14 protein-coding genes are annotated in these 20,458 nt (G+C 39.8%); 4 read left to right on the top strand and 10 right to left on the bottom strand.

The window, feature by feature from the left end; genetic code table 11:
- Positions 1-3: 3 nt before the first annotated feature.
- The 6 genes from cobA to metK all read right to left on the bottom strand — a co-directional run bounded on the left by cobA (position 4) and on the right by metK (position 9,728).
- A complete protein-coding gene (gene cobA / locus PSF86_RS01240; RefSeq protein WP_277898235.1) occupies positions 4-774 on the bottom strand; it encodes a uroporphyrinogen-III C-methyltransferase in 771 nt (256 codons plus the stop codon).
- The gene (locus tag PSF86_RS01235) at positions 761-2,866 is read right to left on the bottom strand and encodes a ferredoxin-like domain-containing protein (RefSeq protein ID WP_277898234.1); all 2,106 of its coding nucleotides are present in this window, start codon (positions 2,864-2,866) and stop codon (positions 761-763) included. The genes cobA and PSF86_RS01235 overlap by 14 nt, the downstream gene beginning before the upstream one ends.
- A gap of 95 nt (positions 2,867-2,961) precedes the next feature.
- Positions 2,962-3,219: a DUF2061 domain-containing protein gene (locus PSF86_RS01230; RefSeq protein WP_277898233.1), complete on the bottom strand. Its 258-nt coding sequence runs from the start codon at positions 3,217-3,219 to the stop codon at positions 2,962-2,964.
- 98 nt (positions 3,220-3,317) lie between these two features.
- A complete protein-coding gene (locus PSF86_RS01225; RefSeq protein ID WP_277898232.1) occupies positions 3,318-4,487 on the bottom strand; it encodes a trans-sulfuration enzyme family protein in 1,170 nt (389 codons plus the stop codon).
- Positions 4,488-4,607: 120 nt separating this feature from the next.
- On the bottom strand, positions 4,608-8,006 hold the full coding sequence (gene thrA / locus PSF86_RS01220; RefSeq protein ID WP_277898231.1) for a bifunctional aspartate kinase/homoserine dehydrogenase I: 3,399 nt from the start codon (positions 8,004-8,006) through the stop codon (positions 4,608-4,610).
- A gap of 447 nt (positions 8,007-8,453) precedes the next feature.
- Positions 8,454-9,728, bottom strand: coding sequence for a methionine adenosyltransferase (metK, locus tag PSF86_RS01215; protein ID WP_277898230.1), 1,275 nt, complete (start codon positions 9,726-9,728; stop codon positions 8,454-8,456).
- A 386-nt stretch (positions 9,729-10,114) separates the two neighbouring features.
- On the opposite strand from metK, the gene PSF86_RS01210 reads away from it, so the two are divergent.
- Positions 10,115-10,732, top strand: coding sequence for a deoxynucleoside kinase (locus tag PSF86_RS01210; protein WP_277898229.1), 618 nt, complete (start codon positions 10,115-10,117; stop codon positions 10,730-10,732).
- 209 nt (positions 10,733-10,941) lie between these two features.
- Here the strand turns inward: PSF86_RS01210 and PSF86_RS01205 are convergent, their stop codons facing one another.
- From PSF86_RS01205 to PSF86_RS01190, 4 genes are all read right to left on the bottom strand, one after another.
- Positions 10,942-13,296: a sodium-translocating pyrophosphatase gene (locus tag PSF86_RS01205; RefSeq protein WP_277898228.1), complete on the bottom strand. Its 2,355-nt coding sequence runs from the start codon at positions 13,294-13,296 to the stop codon at positions 10,942-10,944.
- A 116-nt stretch (positions 13,297-13,412) separates the two neighbouring features.
- Positions 13,413-13,940, bottom strand: a complete 528-nt coding sequence (locus tag PSF86_RS01200; RefSeq protein ID WP_277898227.1) for an inorganic diphosphatase — start codon at positions 13,938-13,940, stop codon at positions 13,413-13,415.
- Between the two features lie 169 nt (positions 13,941-14,109).
- Positions 14,110-16,602 (bottom strand): DUF5686 and carboxypeptidase-like regulatory domain-containing protein, encoded by a 2,493-nt coding sequence (locus PSF86_RS01195; protein ID WP_277898226.1) that lies wholly within the window; start codon positions 16,600-16,602, stop codon positions 14,110-14,112.
- A gap of 62 nt (positions 16,603-16,664) precedes the next feature.
- Complete coding sequence (locus PSF86_RS01190) at positions 16,665-17,642, bottom strand: pyruvate dehydrogenase complex E1 component subunit beta (RefSeq protein WP_277898225.1); 978 nt, start codon at positions 17,640-17,642, stop codon at positions 16,665-16,667.
- Positions 17,643-17,818: 176 nt separating this feature from the next.
- Between PSF86_RS01190 and PSF86_RS01185 the strand changes: the two genes are divergently transcribed.
- From PSF86_RS01185 to PSF86_RS01175, 3 genes are all read left to right on the top strand, one after another.
- Positions 17,819-18,559 (top strand): electron transfer flavoprotein subunit beta/FixA family protein, encoded by a 741-nt coding sequence (locus PSF86_RS01185; RefSeq protein WP_277898224.1) that lies wholly within the window; start codon positions 17,819-17,821, stop codon positions 18,557-18,559.
- A gap of 176 nt (positions 18,560-18,735) precedes the next feature.
- Positions 18,736-19,704 (top strand): electron transfer flavoprotein subunit alpha/FixB family protein, encoded by a 969-nt coding sequence (locus PSF86_RS01180; RefSeq protein ID WP_277898223.1) that lies wholly within the window; start codon positions 18,736-18,738, stop codon positions 19,702-19,704.
- An 86-nt stretch (positions 19,705-19,790) separates the two neighbouring features.
- Entirely contained in the window at positions 19,791-20,411 is a 621-nt protein-coding gene (locus PSF86_RS01175) for a bifunctional nuclease family protein (RefSeq protein ID WP_277898222.1), read from the top strand.
- Positions 20,412-20,458: the final 47 nt, after the last annotated feature.

The raw sequence follows: 20,458 nt of genomic DNA, 5'->3' as shown, positions 1-20,458 counted from the left end.
ACTTCAATGACTACTTATAAATTCAACCTCTTTTTTTATGTTCAATAATAATCCCCGGTGCTTTACCACTTCGCCAATAACAATAATTGCCGGGTTTGACAGTTTGTTTTCTTTCACCACAGATTCTATGGTCGCAATGGTCCCGATGCCTATTTTTTCTTCTGGTGTTGTACCGCTTTGTATAATTGCTACAGGAACTTCTTGTTTATTTTCCTTTCCGAACAAAGCCGTTATTTCTGACAATTTGCTCATTCCCATCAAAATAACCACCGTAGCCGATGATTTTGACGCTAATTCAACATCTTTTGATAATTTATGCTCTTTGGTGGTGCCCGTTATTACCCAAAAACTTTCGGAGCTTCCCCGTTTGGTAAGCGGAATGTTTTGGTATGCAGGTACTGCCAACGCCGATGATATTCCTGGCACAAAAACGGCTTCTATACCATGCGTAATGGCATATTCCATTTCTTCGGCGCCACGTCCAAAAACAAAGGGATCGCCGCCCTTTAGCCTAACTACGTGACCGTGCGATTTTGCCCTGCTCACGATAAGCTCGTTAATCTGCTCTTGTTGATAGGCATAACACCCTTTTCGTTTTCCTACAAAAATGTGTTCAGCATCTGGGGCATATTCCAACAAGGCAGGATTTACCAAGGCATCGTAAAGCACGACATTGGCTGTTTGTAAAGCTTTCATACCCTTAACAGTGAGCAAATCCGGATCGCCCGGACCTGCCCCTATTAAAGTCAGTCTTAGTTGGTTACTTGTCTGCATGTGCTAATTCTAATCTTCTGAAAGCATTTGCTTTTTTGTAAAAAGCTTGCGCATCTTCTAAAAACGATTTTGCGAACGCTTCAGATGGTTTATTTTTTTTAATTTGATAAACAAGATCAGGGAAAGTGGTGTTTAGTGAAATCTTTCCTGTTGCGACAAATACTTCGTCAAACTGATTTATAATGCCCGCTTGGGTATTTGTTTTTTTGTTTTCTCCTATCAATAAAGCTTTCGCCGTATTAATCAATGAGGTATAAGACTGATAGATACTATCTGCCCATTTTTTATCGTTAAGAGAAAGTTGTGCTTTCTCTATTTTTTCTTCACTTTCAAATAACAAAGTAGCTACCAAATCTATTACAACCCCGGCACACTCACCAACACCTACTTCCTGAACATATTTTTTATCGTGCCCCCAATCTACAAAATCATCTTCAGTTAGATTTTCTGTATCTGATAGAGGTTTCAAGAAATCGTAAAAATACATCTGTTCTTTCCGGTCGTAATACGCCAAAAAGTCTTCCCCGTTTTCTTTGTTTTTACCAAAATCGTCTAAAATTAACCGCAAAGCCTGCGGCCCTCTTTTCGATGGGACTTTTATCACTTTATCGGCAAATCTTCCCTGTCCATTTCCAAGAACACCCCCGCCCAATAAAATCTGGAGCGCCGGAGCTACCAATTTGTCTTTGGTACGAATGGACATTCCCTGAAACCCGATATGTGCCATGTTGTGCTGGCCACATGCATTCATACAACCGCTAATTTTTATGGCTACCTCACGGTTATCTTTATATTGCGGATATTCTTCGTTCAATACATCTTCCAGAACATCTGCAATACCGGTACTACTGGCAATACCAAGGTTACAGGTATCGGTTCCGGGGCATGCCGTAATATCAGCAGTAGAATTGTAGCCCAGCTCTGTAAAGCCAAGTTCCTTGAGTTCCAAATAGAACAAAGGCAACAAATCTGCTTTTACATGACGTATTAAAATATCCTGACGCAATGTTAAGCGGAGTTCATCAGCGGCATATTTTCTTATCAAGTTAGCCAGTTTCCGGGCCTTATCTGTATAAAAATCGCCTAAACGAACTTTAATTCCTATGGAAAAAAGCCCTTCTTGTTTTTGTGCAAAAACATTGGATTTCCTCCATTTTTCATACCCCTCTACATCAACTAAATCTACTTTTGGAACGGTAATGTTGCTAACAATTGACGGGTTAAACTCAAAACCTTCTTCACTAATTGGATACGACTGGTACGCTAATGCTAATTTTTCTTCTTCAATTAATTGTAAAAATGCTTCCAGACCAATATCCTTAATGAGGAATTTCATTCTTGCCTTTAAGCGCTTTGCACGTTCTCCGTAACGGTCAAATATTCGCAATACGCTTTCTATAAGCGGAATAATTTGATCGGTAGGCAAAAATTCGTATATCACATCGGCATGGCGTGGTTGCGAGCCCAAACCACCGCCCAATAGTACTTTAAATCCTTTTTCCCCGTTTTTTATCTTCGGAAGAAATCCAAGATCATGAATATAAGACAAGGCCGTGTCATCATCTGAAGATGAGAACGACATCTTGAATTTACGTCCCATTTCCTGACAGATCGGGTTTCTTAAAAAGAACTGAAACGTTGCGTGTGCATATGGCGTAACGTCAAACGGTTCATTTGGGTCTATTCCTGCTTCGGGACTTGCAGTTACATTTCTTACCGTGTTCCCGCAGGCTTCACGTATGGTAACATCATTTTTTTCAAGCTCTGCCCAAAGTTCTGGTGTTCTATCTAAACTAACGTAATGAATTTGTATATCTTGACGTGTGGTAATATGCAATCTTCCGCGTGAATATTCATCAGAAACATCGCAAATACGCAACAATTGATCTCCGGTTACCTTTCCGTAAGGCAACTTGATACGCACCATTTGAACGCCTTCTTGCCGTTGGCCATAAACTCCACGGGCCAAACGCAGGCTTCTAAAGCGTTCTTCGTCTACCTTTCCTTCGCGAAAAAGACGGATTTTCTTTTCTAATTCTATAATGTCTTTTTCTACAACGGGATTTTCGATCTCTGTTCTAAAACTTTGCATGTTTACTTATTTTTTGCCACTAATTCGTTAATCTTACCGTTTTCTATAACTTTTAAATTTCGTTTCTTAGAAAACTTCCTTTTCCATATATTGGCCTATTTCCCCCACTTTATCCGTTCCCAAACACGTTCGTGAACAAAGTAAAGTGTCATTTTTGTTACCAATTCAATAAATCCAATAGACAAGGCCAGTTTAAATGTTCCGGTTACAAACCAGGAAATTAAAATGGTATCCATGGTCCCAACGATACGCCAACTAACCGATTTTGCAATGCTTCTGCTTATTTTGTCGCCCGAAGCTTTTTGTCTGGCTTTTTTGTCGCTATTTGTCTGTAAAACCTTGTCTAGAATCATCTTTCATTTTTTTATTACTCTACTTAGTCGATAGGTTAATAGAATTTTAAAGCGAAAGTACTATTTAATTCCAAAAAACCAAACGATTTTTGGGAATTTTAACTACTTAAAGCCTGATTAAGGTCATTTATAACATCTGAAACGTTTTCGAGACCTACGGAAACACGCACCAAACCATCCGAAATTCCAACTTCCAAACGGTCTTCTTCAGAAAGTTTGCTATGCGTAGTCGATGCGGGATGCGTAACAATAGTCCTGGTATCGCCCAAGTTGGCAGAAAGCGAACACATTTTAATGTTATTTAAAAAGTTTCTTCCGGCTTCAACGCCCCCCTTTATTTCAAAAGCAACAATGCTCCCGCCCTGTTTCATCTGCTTTTTTGCAACTTTGTATTGCGGATGTGACTTTAAAAAGGGGTATTTTACAAAATTTACCTGAGAGTGTGTTTCTAAGAATTCTGCCACCTTTAATGCATTCTCACAATGGCGGTCTACACGAACGGCCAAGGTTTCCAAACTTTTAGAAAGCACCCATGCATTAAACGGCGATAGCGCCGGACCTGTGTTTCTGGAGAACAAATAGATTTCGCGTATTAAATCTTTTGGTCCCACGGCAACACCACCAAGCACGCGACCTTGTCCATCCATTAATTTGGTGGCCGAATGCACTACAATATGTGCACCAAAATCGATTGGTTTTTGCAAATAAGGGGTTGCAAAACAATTATCGATTACTAAAGTAAGGTTGTGTTTTTTGGCTACTTCGCCCAAATATTCCAAATCCAAGACATCTACGGCGGGATTGGTGGGTGTTTCTGCAAACAGTATTTTTGTATTGGGTTGGATTAAACTTTCTATTTTATCCACTTCGTTTACCTTAAAATAACTGGTTTCTATGTTCCATTTTGGCAAAAACTTGGTAAACAGGGCATGAGTCGAACCAAAAACCGAACGCGCCGAAACCACATGGTCACCACTGTTTAGCAATGCCGCGAAGGTTGAAAATACCGCCGACATTCCCGTTGCAAAGGCATATCCTGCTTCGGCACCTTCCATTTTACAGACCTTATCCACAAATTCGGTGGTATTTGGGTTGGTAAAGCGACTGTATAAATTACGCTCTTTTTCTTCTGCAAACGATGCTCTCATGTCTTCGGCATCCTCAAAAACAAAACTTGAAGATAAATAAAGAGGTGCCGAATGTTCTAAAAATTCGGTTCGTTCAATTTGAGTTCTAATTGCATCGGTTTCAAAATGGTTTTTGTTCATGGTTTATAGTTTGTAAAGTTGAAAGGTCAAAGATTTTAAAATCACTTCCCTTTAATTTTGCTTATTTTTTTAAATCATACCTACAAGGTTGTAAAAAACCTTACAGGAGTTATTCTAATTTTATTTTTCTTTTTCGGCCAGTTTTAAAATATCGCCAAAAACGCCTCTTGCCGTTACCGCAGCTCCCGCTCCGGCTCCTTGGATAACAATGGGCCTATCACCATAAGATTCGGTGTAAATTTCAAAAATAGAATCGGCGCCCTTTACTTGACCCAATATGCTATTGGCCGGAACCGACACCAATTTTACATCCAATTCGCCCTTGTCCTGCTGTAAATCGCCGTGCAAATCGCCTACATAACGCAAAACATGGTTGCTTTCCTGCTCATCTTTAATTTCTTGATAAGGGGCGTTAAATTGTTCCAGGCTCTGTAAAAATTCGGGCACTTCTTCATTTCTTAAATTTTCCGGCACTAGATTTTGAATGTTTACATCTTCAAATTCATTCTTCAAATCCAATTCCCTTGCCAGGATAAGCAATTTTCTTCCTACGTCGTTTCCATATAGGTCTTCACGGGGATCGGGTTCGGTAAAGCCGTTGTCAATGGTATCTTTTAATATTTCGTTGAAAGGTTTTTCTTCGGAAGAAAACCGGTTGAACAAATAGCTCAACGTTCCAGAAAACACCCCGCGGATCCTTGTAATATTTTCACCTGAAAGATGAAGTATCCTGATAGTATCGATTAACGGAAGCCCAGCGCCCACATTGGTTTCATACAAATATTGCTTTTGATTTTTCTCCAACAAATCCCTCAAATCACTGTAAAAATTAAAGCTTAAGGTATTTGCTATTTTATTGGAAGACACCAAATCGAACCCGTTTTCGACCATGGTTTTATAATTGTCCACAAAGTCCTTACTGGCAGTATTATCGATGGCAATTAAGTTCTCCAAATGATGCGCCTTCGCAAAATTGATTACCGTTTTGATATTTGATGCCGTTTCGCTGGCAGCGATAGCTGTTTTCCAATCGTTGCTTATTCCATCTTTATCCAACAACAATTTGCGTGAATTGGCAACGGCAAAAATGTTGAGCTTAATTTTTTTACGGTCCTCGATATTGGCTGCCGATGTTAATATTTGATCGATTAAAGTTCCGCCAACCAAGCCATGACCAAAAATGGCAATGTTGATTTTTTTTGAGATTTCGAAAATTTCGCCGTGAATTACATTCAATGCCTTGTGCAGTTCTGATTTTTTCACCACCAAACTCACATTCTTCCCAGTGACGGTATTATTGAAAAGAATTGGGATTACTTGATTCTTTATCAAGGCATTATACGGTTTGTGAAAGGTACTTAAATCTTGACCAATAATTGAGATTACCGATGCATCGTCGACCACCGAAATTTTATTTACGTCTTTTGAATAAAAATCGTTTTCAAATTCCTTTTCCAAGGCAATCATTGCTTCGGTGGCATCTTTGGCGTTTACCACCAAGCCAATGCCCCGCTCTGAAGAACCTTGCGAAATAATACTCACGCTAATTTCTTTTTTACCCAAAGCGTTAAAAATTCGTGCATCGACTCCCGCTTTCCCGAGCAAACCACGGCCTTCGAGGTTTACCAAGGCTACATTTTCTAATACAGAAAGCGATTTCATGCCCTCTTTTTTGGGCGTAGCCGTAATTAACGTCCCCAGATTGTCGTGGTTGAACGTATTTAAAATACGGAGGGGAATGTTTTTTTCGATTAACGGAATAATGGTTTTGGCATGTAATATAGTAGCTCCAAAATTTGCCAGCTCGTTTGCTTCGTTAAACGACAATTCTTCAATACGTTGCGCCGTGGGCACCAAATCGGGGTTGGCAGTAAAAATACCATCTACATGCGTAAAGTTTTGCAGTTCCCCGGCATCGAGGAAATTGGCCAAAAGTGCCGCGGTATAATTGCTTCCATTCCTTCCCAAAGTGGTGGTTTCATTCTTTTCGTTGGAACCTATAAAGCCGGTTATAATATTTACCGTATCCCCATTGTGCTGTGCAAAATGTTTTAGCACATTTTCTTTTGAAAGCTTTTCCAAAGGCTGTGCATCGCCAAAACGCTCATTGGTTTTAATAAGTTTTCTTGAATCAGTAAAATTGGCGTTCACCCCCTTTTCTTTTAAAACTTCGGTAACCAGTTTAGCCGAAATCAATTCGCCTTGCGCTAAAACCTCGTCTTTTATTTTCGTACTGAAATCGCCCAACAGGCTTACCCCCGAAAATAGCTTTCCTAAATTTTCAAATTCTTCTGAAAGGTTTACATTTGGATAATCCTGCAGTTGGTACTTTTTAAAAGCGTCAAACAAATGTTCGTAATCCTGCTTGCTTGCTGCGGTTTCGAGTATGCTCTCCAATTCGTTTGTTGCATTGTTCCTTGCAGAAACAACCACGGCAATGCGTTCGCCATTGTTCACCTTATTCTCAATAATTTCCACAACATTGTTGATTCCGTCGCCATTTGCCAACGACTTTCCTCCAAATTTTAATACTTTCATTTTATTATTTTTTAGGGACGATTCAAAAATGCCCCCTATCAATTTTTCTAATTGTTCATATTCTATTAAAAAGGCATCGTGCCCATGTACCGACACCACTTCTCCGTATCGTACCCGGTCACTGGATTGTGCCAATTGTTTGTAGGTCTCCCTGTTTTCTTCGGCCGTAAAAAACAAATCAGAACTTACACCGATAATATGCACATAAGCATCAATGGTTTCCAGCACATTAAAATGTTCGGGCCTTCCGCGGGTTACATCAATGGTTTTTAGCAATTGGTTCATCAATTTGTACGCAGAAAGCTGAAAACGCTCTTGCAATTTTTTACCGTGATGCAATAGCCAGCTCTCTACATTAAAAACCTGCAATTCTTCGTTGGTGGTCCTTTTGAAACGTTCTTTAAAAGATTCCGGTGTTCGGTAACACAACATGGCATGCATTCGGGCGTCGTGCACCGGTTGTTTGGAGTTGACCAAAAACTGCTCTTGAATCTGGCAATTGGCAATTAACCAATCAGTCGATTTCCAATCGGTTGCCACCGGAATTAAATGCAGGGTAATATCTGGTTTTATAGCCGCCATTTCCCATGCAATCCCACCGCCAAGCGACCCACCGATAAGTGCATATAACTTTGAAATTTCCAGTCTTTCTAGCCCCAGTAAGAAAATTCGGGCAATATCGCGGGCCACAAAATCTTTGTAATTATCGATAATAAACCCATCGTAACCGTTGCCTGGAATATTAAACGACACTATGGTGTAAATAGTGGTGTCGATGGCTTTTCCATCTCCAATTAGGTCTTTCCACCAGCCATTATTTCCGCTCACGTCGGAGTTTCCCGTAAGCGCATGATTTACCATAACAATCGGAGCCGAATGCAACGGTTTGCCAAATAGCTGGTACGATAAATTTAAATCTTGCGTAGCCCCGCTTAAGGTGGTAAAATTTTTTAATGGAATATGTAATAATTCGTTTTTCAACTTTTAATTCATTTTTTATTCATTCGTCTTAATAAATAACTTCAAACGATGTTAAAAAGAAAGCTGTAAAACTACAAGGAAGTAATTTCAACGTTATCTATCTCTGGCACTTTGCTTATACCTGCTCTAAATCAAACTCATAATGATTTTAGCAGGTACGGAAGCAAGTTCAGTACCAAGGGTAGAATGTAGCACCTTCTTATCTTATCCGCTCCCCAGCCCTCCCCAAAGGGGAGGATGCTAAAAAACACCACCACCTTTGAAGGGGTTAAGGAGAGGAACAAGGGTTGCTAAGGCGTCAATAGGTCTATTCCTTCAGCCTTTCTTGATAACATTTCAAAATATGTTTGAACTTATGCCTGCTTTTTGATTTTTTTAGAGGATAAATCGACTCTTTTAAACCTTGCACAGGAACTTAATTTTTAGATCCTTAATTAAAAGGAGCATTTATTTTTCTACACATTCGACCAAGGCGAACGTTTCTTTCACTTTTTCTACATAATCGAGCTTTTCCCACGTAAAAAGCTCAACTTCCCTTTCAATGCGTCCATTGTATGGAGATTCAAAAACCTTCGTTATCATTTTTGGCTCTTTCCCCATATGCCCATATGCAGCCGATTCTAAATAAATTGGGTTACGTAGTTTTAGGCGCTCTTCTATGGCAAATGGGCGCATATCAAATAGTTGAGCTACTTTTTTAGCAATCTTGCCATCGCTCAATTCTACTTTTGAAGTCCCATAAGTGTTTACAAAAATAGACGTAGGTTCTACCACGCCAATTGCATAGCTTACCTGTACCAAAACCTCATCGGCAATACCGGCGGCCACTAAGTTTTTGGCAATGTGCCTAGCTGCATAAGCTGCACTTCGATCTACCTTGCTTGGGTCTTTTCCGCTAAAGGCACCGCCTCCGTGGGCTCCTTTTCCGCCGTAGGTATCTACAATAATTTTCCTTCCGGTAAGGCCAGAATCGCCATGTGGACCACCTATTACAAATTTCCCGGTTGGGTTTATGTGGTATTTAATATTATCATTAAACAATTTTTGTACATATGTTGGCAATTGCTTTTTAACCCTCGGGATTAATATTTCAAGAATATCTTTTTTAATCTGGTCAAGCATAACCCCATCGTTTTCATTGAAAGGATCATGCTGTGTGGAAATTACAATAGTATCGATTCGTTGCGGGATGTTATCATCAGAATATTCAATGGTAACCTGCGCTTTAGCATCTGGGCGCAAATACGGAATTTCTTTTCCTTCCCTACGCAACTCTGCCAAGGCGATTAATAATTTATGCGAAATATCCAATGCCAAAGGCATGTAATTGGTAGTTTCGTTGGTGGCATAACCAAACATCATTCCTTGGTCTCCTGCGCCTTGCAGTTCTTTTGATGCCCTGTCAACTCCCTGATTTATATCCTGCGATTGTTCGTGAATTAAAGAAATAACACCACAAGAATCTCCGCTAAATTGGTAAGCTCCTTTGGTGTAACCAATTTTATTAATCACTTCACGTGCAATAGACTGCACGTCTAAGTAGGTATGGCTTTTTACTTCTCCTGCCAACACTACTTGCCCGGTTGTAACCAAAGTTTCGCAGGCTACCTTGCTTTCTGGGTCGAATGCCAAAAAATTATCCAGTAGTGCATCGCTGATCTGGTCCGCAATTTTATCGGGATGTCCTTCACTAACCGACTCCGATGTAAATAAGTATGCCATAATTGCTTTTTCTTAATCTTTATTACTTCGGAAAGGATTTTGACAGGCACGTCTAAAGAAGTTCTCACTGCTTTAGCTCTTTTTTTACGAGGTGGCAATCAGTCAAATCTTTCCTCAAAATCTTGATGCAAATGTAAGGATAAGATTGAAAATGAAAAATGTTTGGCCATTTTTTTTATGTTTCATACTTCAACTTTATCAATCAAAGGTTTATTTATGTACCTATATTAAAGAAACTCCTTTAAACGGTAAAAAGCATCACTTTAACCTGGTAAATAACAAGGATGTAATAATTGTGAAGTCTGAAATAAAATTATTTTTCGTCAAACCCTCATATCTTGTATCTTTACCGAAGTATTAAATTCAGTAAAAAAACAGATCAACCCATGCACGTTGCTATTGCAGGTAATATAGGCGCCGGAAAAACGACTTTGACCCGGTTGCTTTCAAAACATTTTAAGTGGGAAGCTCATTATGAAGATGTTGTGGACAATCCATATTTAGATGATTTCTATACACAAATGGAACGGTGGAGTTTTAACCTACAGATTTATTTCTTGAACAGTCGTTTTAGGCAGATTCTTGAAATACGGGAAAGCGGTAAAAAGATAATCCAGGACAGGACCATTTATGAGGACGCCTATATTTTTGCCCCCAACTTGCATTCCATGGGGCTTATGACCAATAGGGATTTTGAAAATTATTCTTCTTTATTTCAATTAATGGAAAGTTTGGTGCAATCGCCCGACCTGTTAATTTATTTACGCAGCTCCATTCCCAATCTGGTCAACCAGATACACAAACGCGGACGCGAGTACGAAAATTCCATTTCAATAGATTACTTAAGCAGGCTGAACGAGCGTTATGAAGCCTTTATTCATGAATACGACAAAGGAAAATTATTGGTAATCGACGTAGACAAATATAATTTTGTGGACAACCCGGAAGATTTAGGTGAAATTATAAATAAAATAGACGCCGAGATTAACGGTCTTTTTGAATAAGCTGAAAACATATAAGAAAAGAAGCTAAAAACATTTGTATAAAATGTTTTTAGCTTCTCAAAACTACCCCAAGTTACCCGCATCCTACTCTATAATTACGGGCAACAGTTTCATTACAAATTTAAGTATATTTTTTTGATTTACAATGATTTACACAAAAAAAGCGTCGATTAATCGATGCTTTTATGTTAAATTTTAATGGTTGTGTGCTATTCTTTCTTCAGTTCTTCAACTTTTTCTTGAATTTCTTCCGGCGTGCCTTCAATAACCTTCTCTTCTGTAACCACTTTTCCGTTAACGGTCTTGGTAGTGGTTATAATAGCTTTTGCTTCAACTTCTGCTGAAGATTGCATCTCAACTTGTATTTGTTTTTGAAGGGTTTCTTTAGAATTTGCCATCATCGACTCTGATGAATGCCCGCCAAGAATTGGCGCAATTACCAAGCCCACCAAACAGGTAAGTTTGATTAAAATGTTCATGGACGGCCCCGAAGTATCTTTAAAAGGGTCTCCAACGGTATCTCCCGTAACGGCCGCTTTATGCGCATCTGATCCTTTATAAGTCATCTCACCGTTGATTTTGACGCCCGCTTCAAAAGATTTTTTGGCATTATCCCAAGCGCCTCCGGCATTGTTTTGAAAAATTGCCCACATAACACCCGATACGCATACCCCGGCCATATACCCGCCTAAAGGTTCCGCTCCAAAAATCAATCCTATTACAATTGGTGTAATAATGGTCAACAAGCCAGGCAAAAGCATTTCCCTTAATGCTGCTTTGGTTGAAATGGCAACGCATTTGCCATATTCCGGTGTTCCGGTTCCTTCTAAAATCCCGGGAATTTCCTTAAACTGACGACGTACCTCCTGCACCATCTGCATGGCTGCCTTCCCTACGGATTTCATGGCCAATGCCGAAAAAACAACGGGGATCATCCCACCTACAAAAAGTGCCGCTAAAACATCGGCCTTAAAAATATTAATGCCGTCAATACCCGTAAAAGTAACATAGGCAGCAAATAAGGCCAAGGCCGTTAATGCCGCCGAAGCAATGGCAAACCCCTTACCAACGGCTGCTGTGGTATTACCTACAGAATCCAGAATATCGGTACGTTCCCTTACTTCGGGCTCCAATTCGCTCATTTCGGCCACACCGCCGGCATTGTCGGCAATAGGTCCAAAAGCATCGATAGCCAATTGCATGGCCGTAGTTGCCATCATGGCAGAGGCCGCCAATGCAACCCCGTAAAATCCGGCCAGTTCATACGAACCATATATAGCTGCCGCAAATAACAATACCGACCAAAAGGTAGATTTCATCCCAACGGCCAAGCCTGCAATAATATTGGTGGCGGCTCCGGTAGAACTATTTTGAACAATGTCCAATACTGGTTTTTTACCCAAACTGGTATAAAAAGAGGTAACGTAAGAAATTAGCGCCCCTACTGCCAACCCAATACAAGCCGACCAAAAAACGTTCATGGAAGGTACTGCAACCATGTACGAATTTCCAAAAAACTTCATGTTCATTGTTTCGGGCAACATATATTGAATTAAAAAGAAACTAGCTATTAGCGTTAAAACAATGGCAACCCAGTTTCCTGTATCGAGTGCCCGTTGCACTTGGGATTCCTTTGCGTTGTTACTGGAAATTTTCACTAAAAAAGTACCAATTATAGATGCTAAAATACCAACACCGGCAATTACCAATGGTAATAAAATAGGCCCCATATTATTAAAAGCATCAGAAAAAGGGGTTTCGAAACTCATATCGCGAATTACATAATTTCCCAATACCATGGCTGCCAAAACGGTTGCTACATACGATCCAAAAAGGTCGGCTCCCATCCCAGCTACATCCCCAACATTATCCCCCACATTGTCGGCTATGGTGGCGGGGTTACGGGGGTCGTCTTCCGGGATTCCTGCTTCAACCTTTCCTACCAAATCGGCTCCAACATCGGCAGCTTTGGTGTAAATTCCGCCCCCAACACGGGCAAAAAGGGCAATAGACTCGGCCCCCAGCGAAAATCCCGCTAGTGCTTCGAGCACAATGGTCATGTTTTCATAAAAAGAAGCCCCGTTCCCTAAAAACTGGCCCGTAAAAATTAAAAAGAATAAACTTAGCCCCAATACGGCCAGTCCTGCAACTCCCAGCCCCATTACGGTACCGCCCCCAAAGGAAACCTTAAGGGCCTGCGGTAAACTGGTTTTGGCTGCTTCGGTAGTCCTGGCATTGGCTTCGGTGGCAATACGCATCCCGATATTACCTGCCAGTGCAGAAAAAATAGCCCCGATAACAAATGCCGGGACAATCATCCAACTTGTTGTTGGAACAATAATGGAAATGGTATATAAGGCTATGGAAGCAATGATAACGAAAACAACCAAAAGGCGGTATTCTGCATTCAAGAAAGCCAGGGCGCCTTCTTTTATACTTTTTGAAATTGATTGCATCTTCTCGTTTCCGGCAGCTTGTTTTTTTACCCAAACTGCTTTTATTCCCATAAAAATAAGGCCTAGAATGGCCATTAAAATAGGTACATAAATTATGTTAGATTCCATATTTAAATGTTAGTTAGTAAATAATATTCTGATAAATGTAACAAAATCACCAGAATAAAAAAAGCAATAGCTTTTTGCCATTGCTTTTATATATGTTAAATATGGAATTATTGCAATTAATCGATGCTTACTTCTTCACGTGGCACATCGCTGTCTTCAAAACGGTTTACGCATTTGGCAACAATTTCTTTTGCTTCAGCGTAGTCGCCCCATCCACCAATGGAGACCTTCTTTTTCTCCAAGTCTTTATATACCTGAAAGAAATGTTCTATCTCTTTTATTAAATGTGGGTTTAATTCGCTTAAATCGTTTACACGGTTCCAAATAGGATCTGAAACCGGAACACAGATTACTTTTTCGTCCGGCCCTTTTTCGTCTTCCATATGAAAAACCCCAATAGGCTTTACTTCCATTACACAACCAGGAAACGTAGGCTCTGTTACCAATACCAAAACATCCAACGGATCGCCGTCCAAGGCTAAAGTTTCCGGGATGAAACCATAATCTGCCGGATACATCATCGATGAGAATATCATACGGTCGTAACGGATTTTCTTCAATTTAAAATCGTATTCGTATTTATTTCTACTTCCTTTAGGGATTTCGATTAGTACATCGAAAGAGGTTATTTGATCTGAACTCATCTTTTTTTAATTATAAACTCTAAAATGATGGGGTTTAAATTAAAAAACCCTTCATATAAAATTTGTTATATACTCCTTTAAAATGGAGTGCAAAAATAGTGAAAACCTATTTTAAAAGCAATGAAAGGAAGATTTAGTTAATTATTATTTGATACTATTTTAACAATCGTTAAAACACAAACTCTAAATTGCCCGTAACCGAGAATTTCCTGGCATCGGGGATTTTGAAATAATTCCCTCTGAAGTTGAAGTCGATACGAATGATTTTTAAAATATTGGCAATACCAAATGAGTATTCGTAATAAACCTTATCGGTTGGGGCCCGCAATATGGCGCCGGCAGGAGCGCTCAAGGCAATGTTTTCATCGGAAATTTCGCCCCAAACTCCTCGAATGCCCACAATTTCCCTTAAATTAAGTTTTTTCAAGAACGGTATCCTTGCCAATAACCTTCCGTTAAAATTATGCTCTAATTGACCCGAAACATAAGTATCTGTTACAAATTCGTAGAAATTTAAATTAGGGAAGGTGTTAAAAATACTAAAATAGGTCTGGTTTCCGGGAATGGGGCTCAACAAACCCAAAGGCACCTCGCCAAAGGTTTTACCGGCTTCTACAGTTGTAATAGCCCTTCCCAAACCACCCAACTGAAATGGTTGACGGTAGTAAAACTGTAGCTTTTCGTAGTTAAAATCGCTCTCCAAGAACCCTTTAAGTCCCGATGTATAAAGTAAAAACAAGCGTGCATAATTACGGTTTACATCGTTTCTGTCTACCCCATAACCAATTGTTTTTCTTCCCGGCGTATAATCCAGTTCCATTTTAATGTCGAACTGCTTGGTCTGGCTGGCAATTCCGCCCGGTGCCTCGGGATCTACATAATCCAAATTAAAATCGTCCGGCAATGCAGATTTAAGCGTCCTGAAGGTAAGCCCGGTACGGAGCCTTAAGTTTTTAACTGGCTCGTAACCAACCCCAAAGGTTGTTAAATTAATATCGGTCAAGGTATTGTTGCTCCCTGCCGTAAAGATGGCCGATGAAGCAAAGCTACGCCCCAGCACATCGTTGGTAGAAGTTAGGCTCACGCCCAGCTGCTCAATGTCCCTTCGGGTTCCCGCTTCAACTATAAGTCGGTTTTTCCTGTCCAGCAACCATTTGGCAGAGATTCCATACTTAAATTTCTGGTCTCTAAAGCCATATGCCGTGTAGCCTTCAATTCTCCATGGGTCGTTGGGCCCAAAATAAGTTCTTCCGCCGGCACGTAAACGAACGCCTTCTGCTTCGTTGAAACCAAAACTGGAATATATGGGTCCATAATCAAAATTTATTTTAGGGAATTCCACATATCCCGAAACGAGAATGGTAGCCAGATCGTATAAACGTTTAAACTTGGGAACTGTTTTTAATGTGTCCAGCATTTTATATACGCCTTTCTCGTCGTCGTTTAGCTTTTCCAGCCTATTTTGTTCCCAAAAAGTACTGTCTCTGTCGTACACAACGGGATTGTATGGGTCTATGCGTTTGGTATAAAAACTTTTTGCTTTTTCTTCATTAAACACATAATTATCGTACACAGTGGTGCGTTTTCCGTATAACCCTTTTGATTCTTCTTTTTTGCGCAAACTAAAATCGCTCAACAAATAATCGCGCTTCAGCAGAAAAACAGAATCGTTTAAAACTTCGAACTCCTGCTCAATGTATAGCTCTTTTACCCAGTTTACATTCGCGCTTTTAGAGGCCTGCATATTAATATCCTTTACGGCAAAAGTGGTATCGTTTACCCAAAAATTCCCTTTAAAGGTCATTTCGTTTTTTCGGCGCGGATAATATATAATGTTGTAACACCATTTATTGTCTATAAAGGCACTGTCTGACAGCACATAATTGTACACGTCTACACCCGTTTTGGAAAGCGGACTTACAAAGCTTTTGTTGAACAGTTTAATGTAATTATTGTATATGTTGTATTCGGCATACAGATCTTTCACATATGCTATAATACTTTGATTGGTACTGAAACCGGAATTTTTATTGGCTTTTAGCTTCTCTATTTTTTCATTGAGCTTATTATCTCCATAAACCTCGGCAAGCGATTCGTTTATAAAAATAGGAAGATAGGTTTTTCCCGTAACGTTGGAAGTATCGACTTCATCAAAAATAAATTCCATCCCCTTAAAGAGCTTTTTGTTCATAAAGGCACTATCGATGGTATTAAAATCGAACTCTATTTTCTCGTATTTATCATATTTATATTGATCGAAAAGATAGACTCCGTTTTGCCTCTTTTTTGCCCATATTTTCTTTAGGATTGCAATGGCGGGATTTCCTTTTTTGGGTTGCTTCCCCGAATAGAGAACCACTTCGTCCAGCTCTTCGCCCTCGGTTAGCTCGATTTCCAGTCCGTAATTAACCTTTTTATCCAGTTGAATTTCTTTTGTGGTGTAACCCAGCAAGGATATGTTAAGCGTTGTATATGTATTGTCCGATTCTAAATAAAAGCGGCCTTCTTCGTTGGTTATGGTACCTTCGGTAGAACCGGGAAACATTACATTGGCATAAGGGACTGCTATGCCAAAATTATCTACTACCACACCGCTTACTTTGGTTTGTGCGCAAAGGGAGATTGAAAAAAATAGTATGAGTAGTGATAATGCTTGCTTCATAAAAAATAAAAACTTCACTGACCAAAGATAGTCAGTGAAGTTATAATAACGTGAAAAATCTTTTATTTGTATAAAACTTTTTTTACCGCATTTACAACATCGCCTGCATTGGGCAACCATTCCTGCAATAAAACCGGAGAATACGGCGCGGGCGTATCGGCAGTATTTATTTTAATGATTGGCGCATCGAGGTAATCAAATATTTGCGATTGTACCTGGTAGGTTATTTCTGTTGCAACATTTCCAAAAGGCCATGCTTCTTCAAGAATTACCAGTCTGTTTGTTTTTTTAACAGATTTAAGAATGGCATCATGGTCCATTGGCCTTACTGTTCTTAAATCGATTATCTCACAACTAATCCCTTCTTTTTCGAGCTCATCGGCTGCTTTGTAGGCTTCTTTTATAATTTTTCCAAAAGAAACAATAGTAACGTCGTTTCCTTCCCTTTTAATATCGGCAACCCCCAATGGTATGTTGTATTCATCTTCGGGAACTTCACCTTTGTCTCCGTACATCTGCTCGGATTCCATAAATATAACGGGGTCATTGTCGCGTATTGCAGACTTCAACAATCCTTTTGCATCATATGGATTAGACGGGACCACTACTTTCAAGCCCGGGCAATTGGCAAACCAGCTTTCAAAAGCTTGCGAGTGCGTTGCCGCCAATTGACCCGCAGAAGCGGTGGGGCCTCTAAAAACTATTGAACAATTAAATTGACCGCCGGACATTTGGCGGATTTTTGCTGCATTGTTTATAATCTGGTCGATTCCAACCAAGGAGAAATTAAAAGTCATAAACTCAACAATAGGCCTATTCCCGTTCATGGCTGCTCCCACACTTATTCCGGCAAAACCTAATTCGGAAATAGGTGTATCCAGCACTCTGTCTGGACCAAATTCATCCAACATTCCTTTAGAAGCTTTGTAGGCACCATTATATTCTGCAACTTCTTCACCCATTAAATAAATAGTGTCGTCTTTACGCATCTCTTCACTCATCGCCTCACAAATCGCTTCTCTAAACTGAATTGTTCTCATCTATTTTTTTTGATATTATTAACGTCTGTTTTTTTAAGCTTAGCAAAAATAGTAATTCTAATACAACTATTTCAATAAGATTTTAATAAAAAATTATTATGCACGCATAGTATATTTTTAAAATTATCAGTATCTTCGTAGCACATTCATTAAAATCACAAAAAAATAGCTAAAATATGAAGATATTAGTGTGTATAAGCCATGTACCGGACACTACCTCAAAGATAAATTTTACCGACGGAGATACAAAGTTTGATACAAATGGCGTGCAATTTGTTATAAATCCCAATGACGAATTTGGGTTAACGCGTGCCATGTGGTTCAAGGAAAAACAAGGTGCCTCTGTAACGGTGGTTAATGTTGGTGGACCCGAAACCGAGCCTACCCTGCGAAAAGCTCTGGCAATAGGTGCCGATGAAGCTATTAGAATAAACGCAACCCCAACCGATGGCTACTTTGTTGCCAAACAACTTGCCGAGGTTGCTAAAGATTACAACTTGATTATTGCCGGAAGGGAATCTATAGACTATAACGGGGGTATGGTTCCGGGAATGCTGGCAACCCTTATCGATGCAAATTATGTTAATAATTGTATCGGGCTCGAAGTTGAAGGCGAAACCGCAACCGCCGTCCGTGAAATAGACGGTGGTAAGGAAACCTTAAAAACAACTTTTCCACTCGTTATCGGTGGTCAAAAAGGACTGGTTGAAGAAAGCGACCTTAAAATACCCAACATGCGCGGCATCATGATGGCCCGTAAAAAAACACTCAACATCACAGAACCCGTTAGTGGCGACGTTGCCACAAAAGCCGTTTTCTTTGAAAAGCCGGCACCAAAAGGGGCTATTAAATTAATTTCCCCCGATAATTTAGACGAGCTGGTAGACCTTCTGCACAACGAAGCTAAGGTAATATAATGAAGTTGAACCGTTAAAAAGTTAGCGTAATTATACCTTCTAACTTTGCAACATTATAACTTTCAACCATATAAAACATAAAAATATACAAAGCTGAAAAATGAGAGGATCTCAATACAAGTAAAAACAATAAGATCTTGAAACTTTCAACTTTATAACTTTATAACTCATAAAATATGTCTGTTCTTGTTTATACCGAAACGGAAAACGGAAAACTTAAAAAAACCGCATTAGAAGTAGCTTCCTACGCAAAAGGAGTTGCAGATATGCTTGGGGCTACGGTAACTGCCGTAACCGTGAATGCCGAAAGCACCAATGAATTATCTAAATATGGTGTCGACAAGGTTTTAACCGTAAAAAACGATAAGCTGGGTAATTTTAACGCAAAGGCCTATGCCGATGTACTAAAACAAGCCGCCCAAAAAGAAAACAGTAAAGTAGTAATAGTAAGCTCAAGTGCCAATGCAAAATTCATGGCGCCCATATTGGCTATCAACCTCAATGCCGGTTATGCCTCCAATGTAGTTGCATTACCGGAAAGCGACAGCCCATTTAAAGTAAAGCGCACAGCCTTTACCAATAAAGCTTTCAATATTACCGAAATTTCTTCGGAAGTAAAACTCATCGGGCTTTCCAAAAATGCCTATGGTTTAAAGGAAAACAACGGTGCCGCAACCGAAGAAAGTTTTTCCCCCGAATTAAATGAAGCCGATTTTTCTACGGAAGTGACCAATGTTGATAAAGTAACGGGCAAAGTAACCATAGCCGATGCAGAAATTGTAGTATCGGGCGGACGCGGACTTAAAGGTCCCGAAAATTGGGAAATGATTGAAGAATTAGCCGATGTGCTCGGTGCAGCCACCGCCTGTTCCAAACCAGTTTCAGACATGGGTTGGCGCCCACATAGCGAGCATGTTGGCCAAACAGGAAAGCCTGTGGCAGCCAACTTATATGTTGCCGTTGGTATTTCTGGGGCAATTCAGCATTTGGCCGGGATCAACGCATCCAAAGTAAAACTGGTTATAAACAACGACGCGGAAGCTCCATTCTTCAAGGCCGCCGATTACGGTGTGGTTGGAGATGCCTTTGAAGTAGTTCCGCAACTAATTGAAAAATTGAAAGAATTTAAAGCGAATAACGCATAATTTTTGTTAAATTGTGCCCCTAAAGGGCTGTCTAAATTTTGGGATTTGCCCATTGTTTAGACAGCCCTCGCTATTTTAAATGATGTATGAGTTTAGTAAAATTAAACATAAAAGGAATTTCTTATAGTCAAACCCAAAACGGGGCATATGCTTTAATATTGAATGAAGTAGACGGAGAAAGAAAATTGCCCATTGTTATCGGGGCCTTTGAAGCACAATCCATAGCCATTGCACTGGAAAAAGAGATAAAACCCCCAAGACCCTTAACCCACGACCTCTTTAAAAGCTTTGCAGACCGTTTTGAAATTGTGGTAAAACAGGTAATTATACACAAACTGGTAGATGGTGTTTTTTATTCCAGTATTATTTGCGAACGCGACAAAATAGAAGAAATTATAGATGCCCGTACCAGCGACGCCATTGCACTTGCATTGCGCTTTAACGCACCCATTTTTACTTACAAAAACATTCTGGACAAGGCCGGGATTTATTTAAAATTTTCCCCAAAGGAAGACGAACAGCAGGAAGAAAGCATTATTGTAGACGAAGTGCTGAGCAATGAAGACAAACCGTCAAAGTCCGATACTTCCTACAGAACCTATTCCCTGCAAGAACTTTATACCATGTTGGATGGTGCCGTTGCCAATGAAGATTATGAAAAGGCGGCCAAAATAAGGGATGAGATTTCCAAAAGGGAAGAAAAATAAAAACTATATTAAGCATATTTAACCAATCCGCCGTAACTAACATCAAT

This window comes from Galbibacter pacificus (genome assembly GCF_029603165.1).
Classification (GTDB): Bacteria; Bacteroidota; Bacteroidia; order Flavobacteriales; family Flavobacteriaceae; genus Galbibacter; species Galbibacter pacificus.
The sequence above is the reverse complement of the archived record's forward strand: the minus strand, read 5'-3'. Positions and strand labels throughout refer to the sequence as shown.

Bases quoted from the DNA above. Each gene is read 5' to 3' on its own strand.
- PSF86_RS01195 (WP_277898226.1), bottom strand. From the start codon at position 16,602: ATGAAGCAAGCATTATCACTACTCATACTATTTTTTTCAATCTCCCTT.
- PSF86_RS01180 (WP_277898223.1), top strand. From the start codon at position 18,736: ATGTCTGTTCTTGTTTATACCGAAACGGAAAACGGAAAACTTAAAAAA.
- PSF86_RS01205 (WP_277898228.1), bottom strand. From the start codon at position 13,296: ATGGAATCTAACATAATTTATGTACCTATTTTAATGGCCATTCTAGGC.
- PSF86_RS01190 (WP_277898225.1), bottom strand. From the start codon at position 17,642: ATGAGAACAATTCAGTTTAGAGAAGCGATTTGTGAGGCGATGAGTGAA.
- PSF86_RS01230 (WP_277898233.1), bottom strand. From the start codon at position 3,219: ATGATTCTAGACAAGGTTTTACAGACAAATAGCGACAAAAAAGCCAGA.
- PSF86_RS01175 (WP_277898222.1), top strand. From the start codon at position 19,791: ATGAGTTTAGTAAAATTAAACATAAAAGGAATTTCTTATAGTCAAACC.
- PSF86_RS01225 (WP_277898232.1), bottom strand. From the start codon at position 4,487: ATGAACAAAAACCATTTTGAAACCGATGCAATTAGAACTCAAATTGAA.
- PSF86_RS01200 (WP_277898227.1), bottom strand. From the start codon at position 13,940: ATGAGTTCAGATCAAATAACCTCTTTCGATGTACTAATCGAAATCCCT.
- PSF86_RS01210 (WP_277898229.1), top strand. From the start codon at position 10,115: ATGCACGTTGCTATTGCAGGTAATATAGGCGCCGGAAAAACGACTTTG.
- PSF86_RS01185 (WP_277898224.1), top strand. From the start codon at position 17,819: ATGAAGATATTAGTGTGTATAAGCCATGTACCGGACACTACCTCAAAG.
- cobA (WP_277898235.1), bottom strand. From the start codon at position 774: ATGCAGACAAGTAACCAACTAAGACTGACTTTAATAGGGGCAGGTCCG.
- metK (WP_277898230.1), bottom strand. From the start codon at position 9,728: ATGGCATACTTATTTACATCGGAGTCGGTTAGTGAAGGACATCCCGAT.
- PSF86_RS01235 (WP_277898234.1), bottom strand. From the start codon at position 2,866: ATGCAAAGTTTTAGAACAGAGATCGAAAATCCCGTTGTAGAAAAAGAC.